The organism is Sphaerisporangium sp. NPDC004334 (genome assembly GCF_053602655.1).
The window spans coordinates 368,006-382,604 of the sequence record NZ_JBSGDZ010000006.1; the positions used below are offsets into that span (position 1 = coordinate 368,006).

Consider the following 14,599-nt stretch of genomic DNA (forward strand, 5'->3'; position numbering starts at 1 on the left):
GAGGGCATCCGGCCGCCGGCGCGACCGATACCGGAACCCTCGGCGGCGCCCCGTCTAACCGGCGAGCGAGCGCCAGCGGGCCGTCCACTCGGCGTAGTCGGTGCATGGTCCGTCCCGGTCTTCGCAGTCACTCCCCGGCAGAACGGCGAAGACCACCTTCTTGCCCCAGGAGGCGTCAGGGACCCGGAACGCCGCGCACACGGCCTTTGCGAGCCTGGCGCGGCCCGCCGCCGCCGGCCCCTTGCCGTGGTAGGCGCAGGCCCCAGGGTTGGCCGGCGCCAGCATGTTGCGCGCCGACGCCTGCTGCTGCACGTCCTTGGAGGAGGCCCAGTCGATCCAGCGGTAGGCGCAGTTGGGCGAGGCGGCCGTCGCCGAGACCATCCACGCGTCCACCCAGCCGGTGGCCGGGTCGTCCCGCACCGCCTTCACGGAGTGGCCGCCCGCGCGAAGGGTCTCCATCAGGAACGGCAGGCCCCGCCCGGCTGCGACAGAGCCGCCGGCGAACGCCTGCAACGCCTGGACCTGCCTGGCGTAGTAGAACCGGTCGCCGACGCCGCGCTCGCCGAGGAGCGCCATCGCCGCGTCGAGCTGGGGCCGGGTGAGGTTGAACGGGTCGCCGATGCCGAGCTTCGGCCGCTGGCGCTTCAACGCGAGCGCGGCGTCGGCGATGGTCAGCGGGCTGTCCTTGAGCATGACGGGCCCGCGGGCGGAGTACAGCCCGGCGCCCGCCGGCGGGCGCGTCTCGACGCTGTCGTACAGCGTCGCGTACCACCCCCACAGGTACGGCACGCCGTACACCTGGGAGCCGGCCGTGATCGCGCGCTGGGAGCGCAACCACGAGGGGATCTCGCCGTAGTTGCGCAGGAGCGAGGTGGTGATCGGGGCGACCTTGCGCTCGGCGATCAGGCGCCCGCCGACCTGCGGGGGCGCGGACACCACGTCGAACGCGGTGCCGGCCGCCATCGTGCCGAGCTGGTCGTCCGACGCCGGGAAGCGCAGGTTGACCCGGCAGCCGGTGGTGGTCTCGAATCGCCCCACCCAGTTGTAGGCCGGATCGGTGCCGCCGTACTCGGCGTAACCGCGGTAGGACAGCACGGTGACCGACCCCTCCCCCGGCCCGAGGGTGGTGACCCGAGGGGGCGGCGTCGCCGCCGGGGTGGGCGAGGAAGACGGGGACGGCGTCGCGGCCGCCGAGGAGGCGGCGCCCGACGGCCCCGTCCCGGAGGCGGAGGGAGAGGCGGAGATGGAAGCGGACCCCGACGCGCTGGGCGCCGCCCCCGCGTCGACCGTGGCAGGCCCCCTCGCGCCGCCGCACCCGGCGAGCGCGACGGTGGCCCAGGCGAGCAGCACCGGCAGCCATCGAGGACGCCTCGTCGGTGTGCTCACGCCGGCCGTCCCCCTCGTTCTCAGCCCTTTGCGGGCAGCCTACCGGCCGGGCGGGCGGGGGGCGCGCGTCATGCGCCGGGGGCGAGACCCGCGGCGAGGGCGCGTTGGTGCGGTGACCGCACACCTTCACCGGCCGCGGCTCTCCACCCGGTATGTGCTGGATGGGATCGGCGCCGGGTCGGCGAGGCGCGGTACGGCGATGCCGGCGCCGCTCCTACGGCGCCCGGCCCGGTCGACGTTCGTGGACAGCGCGCTAGGCGTTGGTGGGGAACCCGAGGTTGACGCCGCCGTGGCTCGGGTCCAGCCAGCGGGAGGTGACGACCTTGCCGCGGGTGTAGAAGTGGACGCCCTCGGTGCCGTGGACGTGCGTGTCGCCGAACAGCGAGGCTTTCCAGCCGCCGAAGCTGTAGAACGCCATCGGCACCGGGATCGGCACGTTGATGCCGACCATGCCGACCTCCACCTCGTTCTGGAAACGCCGCGCCGCGCCGCCGTCGTTGGTGAACACCGCGGTGCCGTTGCCGTACTCGGTGCCGTTGATGATGCGCAGGCCCTCCTCGTAGGAGGGGACGCGGATCACCAACAGGACCGGGCCGAAGATCTCGTCGCGGTGCACGGCGGAACCGGGGGTGACGTGGTCGACCAGGGTCGGGCCGAGCCAGAACCCCGGCGTCCCGGCCGCCGTGGTACCGCCCTTGACCGGCGTCTCCCTGCCGTCGACGACCAGCTTGGCCCCCTCGGCCAGCGCCGTGTCGAGGTAGGAGGCCACCTTGTCGCGGTGCGCGCCGGTGACCAGCGGGCCCATGTCGGCGTCGGGGTCGTCGCCGGCGCCGACGGTCAGCCGGCCCACCCGATCGACGATCTTGGCGACCAGCTCGTCCCCGACCGGGTCCACGGCGAGCACGACGGAGATCGCCATGCACCGCTCCCCCGCCGAGCCGAAGCCGGCGTTCACCGCCGCGTCGGCGACCAGGTCGAGATCGGCGTCGGGCAGCACGAGCATGTGGTTCTTCGCGCCGCCGAGCGCCTGCACCCGCTTGCCGTGCCGGGTGCCGGTCTCGTAGACGTACCGGGCGATCGGCGTGGAACCGACGAAGGAGACGGCGCGCACGTCGGGGTGCTCCAGCAGCCGGTCCACCGCCACCTTGTCGCCCTGGACGACGTTGAACACCCCGTCGGGCAGCCCGGCCCGCTTCCACAGGGACGCCATCAGCAGCGACGCCGACGGGTCGCGCTCGGAGGGCTTGAGCACGAAGGTGTTGCCGCAGGCGATGGCGACCGGGTACATCCACATGGGCACCATCGCCGGGAAGTTGAACGGGGTGATCCCGGCGACGACGCCCAGCGGCTGCCTGATCGAGAAGGAGTCGACGTTCGTCGAGACGTTCTCGGAGAAGCCGCCCTTGAGCAGGTGCGGGATGCCGCACGCGAACTCCACGACCTCCAGGCCGCGGGCGACCTCGCCGAGCGCGTCGGAGCGCACCTTGCCGTGCTCGGCGCTGATCAGCGCGGCCAGGTCGTCGCGGTGGGCGTCCATCAGTTCCCGGAACCGGAACAGCACCTGCGCCCGCTTCATCAGCGAGGCGTCGCGCCAGGCGGGGAAGGCCGCCGCGGCCGCGGCCACGGCGGCGTCGACGTCCTGGACGGCCGCGAGGTCGACCAGGGCGCTCACCTCGCCGGTGGCCGGGTTGAACACCTCGCCCCGGCGTCCGGAGCCGCCGGGCGTCTCGGCGCCGCCGATCCAGTGCGCGACCCGCTTCACCGCGCCGTCCCGCCCGTCGCCCTCGTGGTCGAGCGGCCCGTGCGCCGGCCCGTGGTTCACTTGCCCGTCTCCTCGTTGATCGTCTCCAGCGCGGCGAGGATGATGCCCAGCCCCTCGCGCGCCTCTTCCTCGCTCAGCGTCAGCGGCGGCGCCATGCGCAGCACGTTGCCGTGCAGACCGCCCTTGCCGGCCAGCAGGCCGAGCTTCTTGGTCTCCTCCATGAACCGCGCGGCCAGCGCGGGCGACGGCGCCCCGCTGCCCGGGTCGACCAGCTCCACCGCGAACATCAGGCCCTTGCCGCGGATGTCGCCGACGATCGGCAGCCGGTCCTTGGCCGCGCGCAGCCCGTCGATGAGGATGGCGCCGGTGGTGGCGGCGCGGGTCTGCAGGTCGTGGTCCAGGACGTAGTCCAGGGTCGCGTTCGCCGCGGCCATCGAGACCGGATTGCCGCCGAAGGTGGCAAGGCCGATGGCGTGCGGCCCGTCCATCAGGTCGCCGCGCGCGACGACGCCGCCGACCGCGAAGCCGTTGCCGAGCCCCTTGGCGAAGGTCATCATGTCGGGGGTCACGCCGTGGTTCTGGATGCCGAAGAAGGCCGAGCCGGTGCGGCCCCACCCGGTCTGCACCTCGTCGGAGATGAACAGGATGCCTTCCTCGTCCAGCACCTCCTTGTACGCCCGGAACAGCCCGTCGGGCGCCATGGTGAAACCGCCGACGCCCTGGATCGGCTCGGCGATCAGCGCGGCCACGTCGTTGGACACCGAGGTGGCGAGCACGTGCCGCAGGTCGTCCACGCAGGCGGCGATGTAGTCGGCGTCCGACAGGCCGCGGAACTGGGTCAAGTGGCGGTCGGCGCCGTGCAGGAAGTGCACGTTCAGCGGCGACAGCGAGTTGTTCTTCCAGCCGCGGTTGCTGGTGACGGCCAGGGCGCCGAAGCTGCGGCCGTGGTAGCTCTGCCGCATGGCGAGTACCTGGTCGGACCTGCGGGCGTAGGTGGCCAGCAGCAGTGCCGTCTCGTTGGCCTCGGTGCCGGAGTTGGTGAAGAAGACCTTGGCGTTCTCGATGCCCGACAGCCTGGCGATCTTCTCGGCCAGCTCGACCTGGGCGCGCAGGAGGTAGACCGTGCTGGTGTGGACGACCCCGGTGGCGAGCTGGCGCTCGACGGCGTCACGGACCTCCGGGACGTCGTATCCGATCATGTTGGTCAGGATGCCGGCGAAGAAGTCGAGGTAGGTGTGGCCTTCGGCGTCGACGACGCGGTTGCCCTTACCTCGCACGATCTCGATGGGCTCGTCGTAGTAGAGGGACAACCAGTTGGGCATGACCGCACGATGGCGCGGAAGCAGGTCGGACATAGACCGATTATGTCCACTCGTTGCCATCGCTCCCACCTCCAAGGTGTCGGCGTACCCCGAAATCACCTTACATACTGGTAGTACCAGGCTAAAATGTCGTGCGGTCCAGTAGATAGTATGTCAGGACATCACCTCACAGCCTGCTTCGAGCGGGGTCCTCATGGCTCCTCGGCGGCGCACGCCCGCCGGGGCCTCCTGCGCGCGAAAGCCCCTCGCGCCGACGCTCCGGCGCTTATCGCCGGCGCCGTCGTGGCCGGCGCCGTCGTGGTCGGCGCGAGGGGCGCGGTCGTACCGAACGCGCGGGCGGGCGCGCTCAGGCGACCTTCTCCGGCTCGGGCGTGGGCGCGGGCGCCGGCCGCCCGGGACGCAGGACGGAGAAGGCCAGTACGGCCGCGGCCAGGGTGAAGGCGACGCCGACCCACGAGCCGAACGACATCGCGGACACGAACGCCTCCCTGGCGGTCCTGGCCAGCCCCGGATCGCCCATCTGCAGCGCCGCGCCGATGGAGTCGCGGGCCGCCGCCGGCGCGCCGTCCGGCATGCTCGCGGTGTAGACGCCGGCCAGCACACTGCCGAGAACCGCCACGCTGAGCGCCATGCCGACCTGTTGCACGGTGTCGTTCAGCGCCGAGCCGACGCCCGCGTGCTCGGGCGGCACCGCCCCCATCAACGTCGCGTACGCGGCCGGCCCGGCCAGACCGCCGCCGACGCCCATGACGAGCAGACCGGCGATCAGTTTGCCGTACCCGTCGGCCGGGCTGATCGTCCCGAGCACGGCGAACCCGCCCGCCATCACGAGCATGCCGCCGGCGATCAGCACGCGGTTGCTCACCCGCTGCCCGAGCCCGGCGCCCACTCCGTTGAACACCGCCGCCGCCACCGCGTACGGCAGCAGCGCGAGCCCCGCCTTCATCGGCCCGTAGGCGAGGACGAACTGCAGGTACTGGGTGAGCATGAGCAGCAGCGCGCCGGTGCCGAACGACATCAGCACGATCGAGAACGACGACCCGCCGAAGTCACGGTCACGGAACAGCGCCAGCGGCAGCATGGGATGCTCCGACCTGCGCTCCCAGAGCACGAACGCGCCGAGCGCCACGACCGCGACGGCCATCGCGGCCACCGACCCGCCCGAGCTCCAGCCGTCGCGGGGCGCCGCGATGACCACGTAGACCAGCGCGGTCATGCCGGCCGTCGACAGCAGCGCGCCGAGCGGGTCGACGGGGCGGGCCGGGCCCCGGGACTCGGGCATCAGCAGCACCGCGGCGACGATCGCGACGACGGCGATGGGCACGTTCAGCAGGAACACCGAGCCCCACCAGTAGTGCTCCAGCAGGAAACCGCCGAGCGTCGGGCCGGCGATCACCCCCACCATGGCGACGGCGCTCCACGCGGCGAACGCCTTGCGGCGCTCGGACTCGTCGAAGACCGTGATCAGGATCGACAGCGTGCTCGGCATCAGGAACGACCCGCCCACGCCCATGAGCGCGCGGGCGCCGATGAGCTGCCACGGCTCCTGCGCGATCGTCGCGACCAGCGAGGCGGCTCCGAACGCGGCCAGGCCGATGATCAGGAATCGGCGCCGCCCGTAGCGGTCGGACAGGCTGCCGGCGGTCAGCAGCAGGCCGGCGAAGACCAGCACGTAGGCGTCGATGATCCACTGCACGTCGGACGGAGTGGCGCCGAGGTCGCGGATCAGCGAGGGGATGGCCAGGTTGAGCACCGTGTTGTCGACCACGAGCACCAGCAGGCTCACGCACAGCACGCCGAGGATCCACCAGCGGCGCGGGTGCTTGGCCGGGGTCGGACCGGCCTCATCTCGTACATCGTTCGAGTTCACTCGCACAGCGTACGATTATTCTCGCACGGTGTGCGACACATTTATCCTGGAGCGAACGAAGGAGCCCGCGCACGTGCCGCCAAAGCAACGCTTCACCTCGGTCTGGTCACGCCAGAGCGCGCCCAAGGCCACGCCCGTCCGCGAACAGCCAGCACTGAGCCGCGACCACATCGTCAAGGCCGCCGTCGAACTGCTCGACGCAGAAGGCCTCGACGCTCTCAGCATGCGCAGGCTCGGCTCACGCCTCGGCTCGGGAGCGACCAGCATCTACTGGCACGTCTCCAACAAGGACCAACTGCTGGAGCTGGCGCTCGACGAGGTCTACTCCGAGGTGCGGCTGCCCGACCCGGACGTCACGGGCTGGCACGACACCGCCGCGGCGTTCGCCTACGGGATGCGCGAGGCGGTGCTCGGGCACCCGTGGTCGGTTACGCTCATCGGCTCCATGCCGAGCATCGGGCCCAACGCGCTCAAGGCGATCTCCGCGCTCTCCACCGCCATGCAGCTCGGCGGTTTCGCCGGCGTGACCCTCGAGTTCGCCGTCAGCTCGATCGTCTCCTACACCCTGGGCGCCACCACACCCGAGGCCAGCTGGATCAACACCGTGGGCCGCAGCGGCGCCGACCAGACCGAATGGATGGCCGACATGAGCGCCCAGCTCCACATCGCCGGCGCGGAGCATCCGGAGCTGATCGCCCGCTACGACAGTCTCCACGACCTCGACGTCACCCAGATGCGCCGCCTCAGCTTCGACTACGGCCTGTCCGCCCTCCTGGACGGCCTGGCGCTCCGCCTCCACCAGACCTGAGCGACGACGGGCGCCGGGCGGACGGACCGGGGACGGGCGGGGGCGGACGGACCCGGGGCGGACAGCGGGAGCGGACCTGGCAGCGAGGTCGGACCCGCGCGGGACGGCCGGCGAGAACGGCCGCATAACGGGCGGTCACTATGTCACATAGGGGACGGTCGCTGGTACACCGTGATCAGCTAGGCTCGGAAATATGCTACCGACCTTGGCCGACGTCCTCGCGCTGGACGCCGTGCGCCGAGGCGACCCCCGCGTGGTCGCGGGGGCCGACCGGCTGGACACGCGCGTGCGCTGGGTGCACGTCGGAGAGGTCAGCGACATCGCCCACCTGCTGCGCGGCGGCGAGCTCATCCTCACCACCGGCGTCGCCCTGCCCGACGAACCGGACAAACTCGCCGACTACATCGCCGACCTGGCGAGCGTGGGCACCTCCGGCCTGATCGTCGAGCTCGGCCGCAGGTTCATCCACGAGTTGCCCTCCGCCGTCGTGGACGCCGCGGAGACCCACGGGCTGCCGCTGGTCACCCTCGCGCGCGAGACGCCGTTCGTGCAGATCACCGAGTCGGTGCACGCCCGCATCATCGACATCCAGCTGGAGGAGCTGCGCGCCTCCGAGCAGCTGCACGAGGTGTTCACCGAGCTGTCGGTGGAGGGCGCCTCGCCCGCCGAGGTGCTGACCCAGGTCGCCAGGCTCTCGGCCCGGCCCGCGTTGCTGGAGAACCTCGCCCACCAGGTGCTCGCCTGCGAGTCCGCCGGGCGCGACACCGGCATCCTGCTCGCCAACTGGGAGGCCCGGTCGCGCGCCGTCGTCCTCGGCGAGCGCACGGCCTACGACCCCTCCTCCGGCTGGCTGGTCACCATGGTCGGCGCGCGCGGCCACGACTGGGGGCGGCTCATCCTGCTCTGCGACTCGCCGCCGAGCCCGCGCGACATCGTCCTCGCCGAGCGCGCCGCCACCACGCTCGCCCTGGGCCGGCTGCTGGAGCGGCACCAGGAGAGCCTCGAACGCCAGGCCCACGGCACGATCATCGCCGGCATCCTGACCCACGCGTACGCCGACCCGGAGGAGGTCGCCGCCCGCGCCCGCGCGGTCGGCGTCCCGCTGACCGGACGCAAGCTCATCGGCCTGGTGCTCCGCCTCGCGGAACCGCCGGCCGAGACGGTGCTCAACCTGCAGGCCAAGCTGAGCGAGCTGGCCGAGGCCGCCGCGGCCGCATGCCGGGACGCCAGGCTGCCCGCCCTGGTCGGTGCGCTCGACCAGCACCGCATCGGCGTCCTTCTGCCCCTGCCGCCGCGCACCCTGGCCGAAGGCGCGCTCACCGCCCTCGCCGAACGGCTCCGTACGACCTTCACCACGCCGTTCGTCCTGGCGGCCGGCTCGGTGGTCGAGTCGATCAAAGAGGTGCGGCGCAGCTTCCTGGAGGCCGAGCAGGTCGCCGAGGCCGCCGCGCGCCAGCCCGACCGCCGCCCGTTCTACCGGCTGCCCGACCTGCGCCTGCGCGGCCTGCTCCACCTCCTGCGCGACGACGCGCGCCTGCAGACCTTCGCCGAACGCGAGCTCGGCCCGCTGCTCGCCCACGACGCCCACCGCGGCGCCGACCTGACCGGCATCCTGCGCGTCTACCTGGACTCCGGGCGCAACAAGGCGGTCGCGGCACAGCGTGCCCACCTGTCCAGGCCCGCGTTCTACGACCGGCTGCGCCGCCTCGAGCGCATCCTGGACACCAACCTGGACGACGTCGACTCCTGCCTGTCCTTGCACGTCGCCCTGCTGGCACTGGAGTCGTTCCGCAGAGAGACCCGCTGACCGCGCACCGCGAGGGACGCACTGACGGGCGCGCGCGGATCGTCCAGCGGAAGACGTGCCGACAGCCGCAGCGCACGGCGACCGGCTGTCGTCCGGCGACGAGTCCCGGTGGTGACGGGTCTCGAGTGGTGACAGGTCCCGGTGGTGACGGGCGTCAGGAGTCGGGGACGGTGTCCCGCCGTGCGGCGTGGGCCGCGTCGTCGGCGCAGACGTAGGCGTCCCACCGGCGCGGCCGAGCCATGATCACTCCAAGGATGAAACCAAGGCTCATGCTCGCCAGGATTATCACGAAGACTACGTTGAGCCCCATAACGGGTGCCTCTCGAGGATGGTGTGCCGCCGGCTTGTGATCGCGGCCTGACGAACCGTAACCCCGGAACACGGGCGCCGGCAGCCGATCGCCACCGGTTGACCCGTAATGACCAGGGCATTGACCCGATTTGCGTAGCCCCTTACGGACACTCGTGCCACCACCGGGAAGAGGCGGCCCACGAAATCCGTGCCCACGCCCCTGGCCGAGCCTCTGGTCACATTCTCGTAGACGTTGGCGTGTTCACCCGGCCTTGACCTTCCGCGGACAAGACGATGGTCATCGAGGAATCGGATCACCCACGGGAGCCCTTGATGCCACGTCGTCTCGCCGCCGGACTCGCCGCGCTGTCGTTCCTCGCGGCGGCGGCCCCTACAGCCGCGAGTGCCCGGTCGGCCGCGTCGGCGGCGCCGGCCGAAACGGCGCGGGCGACCCGTCCGGCCGGCACGACGGCCACGCGTGTCCGGTTCGCCCCCCCGACGAAGGACTTCCCGCTGGGGCAGCCGGGCCCGGTCACCCAGAAGAAGAAGGCCGTGACGAAAGGCATCGACTTCTTCACCGTCGTGCACGGCGAGGCGACCGACGGATACACGGTGTCGGTGCTCATGAACGGCAAGGACTACGGCTCGCGGGAGCAGGCCGACGCCGCCGCCGAGGCCGTCCAGGCGGCCGGGCTCCCCGCCGGCATCCAGGAGTTCACCCGCCCGGCCGTCGCCGACTACCCCGCGGGCGTCAGCTACATGGTCCGCGTCGGCATGTGGAAACCGGAGGAGAAGGCCGAGGCCGGCAAGATCGCCAAGAAACTCGGCGAGGCCGGCGTCAAGGCGAAGGTCGACTTCCTCGGCGACGACGGCTTCCAGACCACCGGCCCCTGGGACATGCGCGTCCTCACCGTCGACCCGCGGGTCTTCGGCGGCTCCTACCACGCGAGCCTCGGGGCGAGCGTCGCCAAGCGCGAGACCACCTCCTCGATGGCCAAGAAGGCGGGCGCCGTCGCCGCCGTCAACGGCGGCTTCTTCAACATCCACACCGACAAGAACCTCCGCGGCGAACCCGTCGGTGTCTCGGTCGTCAACGGCCGCCTGCTCAGCGAGGCCGTTCTCGGCCGCAGCGCCCTCATCCTCAAGGGCCGCACCGCGCGCATCTCCGAGGTGGCCACGGCCGTCACCGCCACCTCCGCCGACGGCGAGAAGACCGTCATCAACGGCGTGAACCGCGCCGCCGCCGCCGACGAGCTCGTCCTGTACACCGAGGAGTTCGGGGAGAAGACCCCCGCCGACGAGGGCGCCGAAGCCGTGCTGGACGCCGAGGGACAGGTCCTCGAACTGCGCCCGGCCGGCGGCAAGGTCGCCGCCGGCACCCGCGTCCTGCACGGCACCGGCATCATGGCCGACTGGATCTGGTCGCACGCCTGGGAGAACTGGAGCCTGAAGATCGCCACCAAGGTGACCGACATGCGTTCCGGCAAGGCCATCCCCCTCACCCCCGAGACCAGCGTCATCGGCGGCGGCGTCGGCCTGGTCCGCGACGGCCGCGAGCGCGTCACCGCGCAGGCGGACGGCCAGGCGAACATCAACATGATCCTCCGCCGTCACCCGCGCACCCTCGCGGGCGTCACCAAGTCCGGCCGGCTGATCCTCGCCGTCGTGGACGGCCGCAAGCCGGGCGTCACCGTCGGAGCCTCGATGATCGAAGCCGCCCACCTGATGCTGTGGCTCGGCGCCCGCCAGGCCATCAACCTCGACGGCGGCGGCTCCAGCGCGATGGTCGTCAAGGGCAAGGTCGTCAACCACCCCTCCGACGGCGTCGAACGCGGCGTGGGCGACGCCGTCCTCATCGTCCCCTGACCCGTCCCTCCGGGGGCATCGCGATATGCCATCCCCCGTACCCGCGCTGCGATATCCCGCGCCCCGCAGGAGCTGATCACCTCCGTGCGGCTCCCGCTGCTCTACCGGAGATCCGATTCGCGGGCGAACTCACGCGCTGCGACAAGCGATGCGATGAGCGGTTCTTCAATGGTTCGCGAGAGAATCCATGAGTTCGACCAGGAAGGGATTCGGCGCGAACGAGTTGAACGGGCTGCATCCGGCACAGTGGATTCGCGGGCGGCCATGGACCCGACCGGTGTTCGGCTCCCCTGCGTCGGCGAAACCTACCTCGCCGGCCAGGCCGTCGTCGGCGGCGGCCGGCGCCGCGAGCGTCTTCGACCGAAGGTGCCTGGCACACCGCAGGTGCACCTGCCGCCGCCGGGGGCGCAGGACGTAGGGACACCGTGACGCGCGACAGCCTGACCCTCCCGACCCCACACCGGCCGACCGCCCTGCCCTCCCGCCCTCCATCGACGGGTCGACCGTCCGCCCGCCCCACCAGGTAGCCGACCCACCCCGGCTTCCACTCTCCACACCGACCGACCGACCCTGTTACCGCAATCCGATCGGCCGGCCGACCGGCCATGTTCTCCAGAGTTCTTCTGATGTCGTCGGCCGGGCGACCTCCAGCCTGACCTGCCAGATCCCTTCGTCGGCTGAACCGATTGGTCCTCACCGGCCGCCACCTGCCCCACCTATTCCTTGACACGAATATTCTCGCTGGTGAATACTTCTCTCCATGGACGCACTCTTCACCGCACTGGCCGACCCGGCTCGCTGGCGGCTCGTGATTCTGCTGGCCGAGCGGCCCCGGCCGGTCGGCGTCCTGGCCCGGCTCGCCCAGGCGCGTCAGCCGCAGACGACCAAGCACCTGCAGACCCTCGAACGCGCCGGCATCGTCACCTCCCAGCGCACCGGCCAGCGCCGCATCTACGCGCTCCGGTCCGAGCCTCTACGGGAGCTGGCGGCCGAGCTCAACCGGCTCGCCGACACCACTGAGCAGGCCGGCGGCACACGCGAGACCTTCGACCGCCACGGGCTCAGCGTCCACGCGGAGCGGCTCGCCGCGGAACGGCCGGGGTGGGCCGACGGCCGCTCGTTCAGGTTCCACCGGTCGCTGACAGGCGACCCCGAGTCGGTCTGGCGCCACCTGACCGAGCCCTCCCTGCTCGCCCACTGGTGGACGCCCGACGACCTACGCGTCTCCGAGCTCGTATTCGAGGCGCGGCCGGGTGGACGGATCGTCCATGAGTATCGCGACGCCGAGGACGTCGACGGCTCCGACCAGGTCGCCGGGCACGCGGAGGGAATCGTCGACGAAGTCCGGCCCCATGAACACCTCGCCTACCGGCTGTCTCCGCTGCTTCCCGACGGCAGTCACGCCTTCACCGCCCACCTCGACCTCGACCTCCGTCCCACCGGCACCGGCCCGGGCACCAGCAGCGGCACCGGCACCGACCTGGAAATTCTCTTCCGCATCACCGACAGCACCGTCGAATCCGCGGACTTCGTCGCGGGCATCGAGATCGGCTTCGGCCAGAGCCTCGACAAGCTCGCAGCGACCCTGGCCGCGAATTCGCACACCACCGATAAAAGGAGCTCAAGATGACCGACTCGACCGGACGCAGAGTGACCGCGAACCTGAGTCTCACCCTCGACGGACGTTACAACGGTCCCGGCGGACCTGGTGATTTCGCCGCGTTCGCTCCCTATGTGACTACCGAGGTCGCGCGCGACCACATGAACCGCATGTGGGAGGCCGCGACGACGGCGCTGCTCGGCCGGATCAATGCCGAGGGATTCATGGGGTACTGGCCGTCGGTCGCCGAAGACGCGAACGCCGACCCGCGTGATCGCGGATACGCCAAATGGCTGGTCGACACGGAGAAGGTGGTCCTGTCGACCACCTTGACCGAAGCTCCGTGGGAGCGCACCCGCGTGGTGAACGCCCCCGCCGCCGACGTCGTCACCGCCCTCAAGGCCAACGGCGAGGGCGACATCCTCGTCAACAGCAGCGCCGGCGTCATCAAGGCGCTCCTGTCGGCGGACCTGATCGACCGGCTGTACCTCATGATCTTCCCCGAGATCACCGGAGGGGGGCAGCGACTGTTCGACGACGGCCTGCCGGCCACCAAGTGGACGCTCGTCCACCAGGAGACCGGCGAGCTGGGCGAGATGGCCATGGTCTACGACCGAGTTCGCCGCTCGACGGTCGAGTAGACATATCCAGACAGGAGAAGGCACATGCGCAAGGTGATCATCGGTGCGGCCGTGTCAGCGGACGGTTTCATCGCCGACCGGAACGACGGCGTGGGACCGCTGTTCGACTGGTACTTCAACGGCCCGCAGGAGATGCCGGCCGCACCGAACCAGTACCGGCCGAAGGACGGATACCGGCCGGCCGCCGCAAGCGCCGACTTCCTCCGCGCCACCTGGGCGAGCGTCGGCGCGACCATCATGGGGCTCCGCCTGTTCGACCTCACCGACGGCTGGGGCGGCAAGCCCGCTGTGGGCGATCACGTCTTCGTCGTCACCCATCGGTCTCCCGGCGACTGGCCGAGCCGTTATCCCGACGCCCCGTTCCACTTCGTGACCGGCGGCCTGGAAGAAGCCGTGGCCCGTGCCAAGCAGGCGGCCGGCGACCGCGACGTCTCCATGCCCGCGGGCGACCTCGCCGGGCAGGCGATCTCCGCGGGGCTGGTGGATCAAATCGACATGTACGTCGTTCCGGTCCTGTTCGGCGACGGCGTCCGCTTCTTCGGAGAGCACAAGATCCCCACCACGATGCTCAACAACCCGCGCATCGTGGAAAGCGACCGGGTCACCCACCTCAGCTACGACGTACGCCCACAATGACCGCCCTCACGCTTCCCAGCCGGCGAAACGGTCGCCCGCACCGGCCGCGACACCGGCCATCCGTCTCCATGCCGCTCCATCTGATGGACTAACGAGCTGGGTGGGCAGGAACCCTCGGATCACTCACCCGCATGCCGGGCGGGCTCCACCCACTCCTCCGGTGACGGCAGGGCCAAACGGCTTCTCTGCCCCCGTCCGGCCGTCCCCGCCCGCCTACTACCGCCTATCTGACGGACCGACGACCGGGGTGGGCAGCGACCCTCAGACCACCCACCCGTATGCCGGGCGGGCCCATTCGCTTGCCCCCGGGCCGGAACGGCTGCGCCCGTTCTCCTGGTTCTGAGTCCTGAGTCCTGGTCCTGGGTCCTGGGTCTTGGGCGGCCTGGGGATGCCGAGGTGGGCGCGAGGTGTCCGTAACAGCCGGCCGGGGGTCGGTGGCGGAATCACCCCTGAAATGCAGGTAGGCCATCCACACCGTGGATGGCCTACCTTGCACTACACACATATCTATCAAATTTTGTCCGGCGGTGTCCTACTCTCCCACACCGTCCCCGGTGCAGTACCATCGGCGCTGGAAAGCTTAACTTCCGGGTTCGGAATGTAACCGGGT

The 14,599-nt window shown here is 71.1% G+C and carries 10 protein-coding genes and 1 rRNA gene; 6 read left to right on the top strand and 5 right to left on the bottom strand.

Annotation, left to right across the window (positions count from 1 at the left end):
• Positions 1-54 precede the first annotated feature (54 nt).
• From ACWEN6_RS10140 to ACWEN6_RS10155, 4 genes are all read right to left on the bottom strand, one after another.
• On the bottom strand, positions 55-1,386 hold the full coding sequence (locus tag ACWEN6_RS10140) for an extracellular solute-binding protein (protein WP_452569880.1): 1,332 nt from the start codon (positions 1,384-1,386) through the stop codon (positions 55-57).
• Between the two features lie 253 nt (positions 1,387-1,639).
• Complete coding sequence (locus ACWEN6_RS10145; protein ID WP_452569895.1) at positions 1,640-3,148, bottom strand: CoA-acylating methylmalonate-semialdehyde dehydrogenase; 1,509 nt, start codon at positions 3,146-3,148, stop codon at positions 1,640-1,642.
• Positions 3,149-3,204: 56 nt separating this feature from the next.
• A complete protein-coding gene (locus ACWEN6_RS10150) occupies positions 3,205-4,503 on the bottom strand; it encodes an aspartate aminotransferase family protein (protein ID WP_452569881.1) in 1,299 nt (432 codons plus the stop codon).
• Between the two features lie 313 nt (positions 4,504-4,816).
• On the bottom strand, positions 4,817-6,340 hold the full coding sequence (locus ACWEN6_RS10155; RefSeq protein WP_452569882.1) for an MFS transporter: 1,524 nt from the start codon (positions 6,338-6,340) through the stop codon (positions 4,817-4,819).
• A 73-nt stretch (positions 6,341-6,413) separates the two neighbouring features.
• Here ACWEN6_RS10155 and ACWEN6_RS10160 point away from each other — a divergent pair, with 73 nt between their 5' ends.
• From ACWEN6_RS10160 to ACWEN6_RS10185, 6 genes are all read left to right on the top strand, one after another.
• Positions 6,414-7,148, top strand: coding sequence for a TetR/AcrR family transcriptional regulator (locus tag ACWEN6_RS10160; RefSeq protein ID WP_452569883.1), 735 nt, complete (start codon positions 6,414-6,416; stop codon positions 7,146-7,148).
• A gap of 193 nt (positions 7,149-7,341) precedes the next feature.
• Positions 7,342-8,955: a PucR family transcriptional regulator gene (locus tag ACWEN6_RS10165; RefSeq protein WP_452569884.1), complete on the top strand. Its 1,614-nt coding sequence runs from the start codon at positions 7,342-7,344 to the stop codon at positions 8,953-8,955.
• A 624-nt stretch (positions 8,956-9,579) separates the two neighbouring features.
• Entirely contained in the window at positions 9,580-11,112 is a 1,533-nt protein-coding gene (locus ACWEN6_RS10170) for a phosphodiester glycosidase family protein (RefSeq protein WP_452569885.1), read from the top strand.
• A gap of 760 nt (positions 11,113-11,872) precedes the next feature.
• A complete protein-coding gene (locus ACWEN6_RS10175) occupies positions 11,873-12,742 on the top strand; it encodes a metalloregulator ArsR/SmtB family transcription factor (RefSeq protein ID WP_452569886.1) in 870 nt (289 codons plus the stop codon).
• Complete coding sequence (locus tag ACWEN6_RS10180; protein ID WP_452569887.1) at positions 12,739-13,353, top strand: dihydrofolate reductase family protein; 615 nt, start codon at positions 12,739-12,741, stop codon at positions 13,351-13,353. Before ACWEN6_RS10175 ends, ACWEN6_RS10180 begins: the two co-directional genes overlap by 4 nt.
• A 24-nt stretch (positions 13,354-13,377) precedes the next feature.
• Positions 13,378-13,989 (top strand): dihydrofolate reductase family protein, encoded by a 612-nt coding sequence (locus tag ACWEN6_RS10185; RefSeq protein WP_452569888.1) that lies wholly within the window; start codon positions 13,378-13,380, stop codon positions 13,987-13,989.
• Between the two features lie 519 nt (positions 13,990-14,508).
• Here ACWEN6_RS10185 and rrf read toward each other — a convergent pair.
• A 5S ribosomal RNA gene (gene rrf, locus ACWEN6_RS10190) occupies positions 14,509-14,599 on the bottom strand; the annotation flags it as partial.

What these genes read in the sequence shown, in the direction of transcription:
- ACWEN6_RS10150 (WP_452569881.1), bottom strand. Translation starts at nt 4,503, where the DNA reads ATGTCCGACCTGCTTCCGCGCCATCGTGCGGTCATGCCCAACTGGTTG.
- ACWEN6_RS10180 (WP_452569887.1), top strand. Translation starts at nt 12,739, where the DNA reads ATGACCGACTCGACCGGACGCAGAGTGACCGCGAACCTGAGTCTCACC.
- ACWEN6_RS10175 (WP_452569886.1), top strand. Translation starts at nt 11,873, where the DNA reads ATGGACGCACTCTTCACCGCACTGGCCGACCCGGCTCGCTGGCGGCTC.
- ACWEN6_RS10170 (WP_452569885.1), top strand. Translation starts at nt 9,580, where the DNA reads ATGCCACGTCGTCTCGCCGCCGGACTCGCCGCGCTGTCGTTCCTCGCG.
- ACWEN6_RS10185 (WP_452569888.1), top strand. Translation starts at nt 13,378, where the DNA reads ATGCGCAAGGTGATCATCGGTGCGGCCGTGTCAGCGGACGGTTTCATC.
- ACWEN6_RS10165 (WP_452569884.1), top strand. Translation starts at nt 7,342, where the DNA reads ATGCTACCGACCTTGGCCGACGTCCTCGCGCTGGACGCCGTGCGCCGA.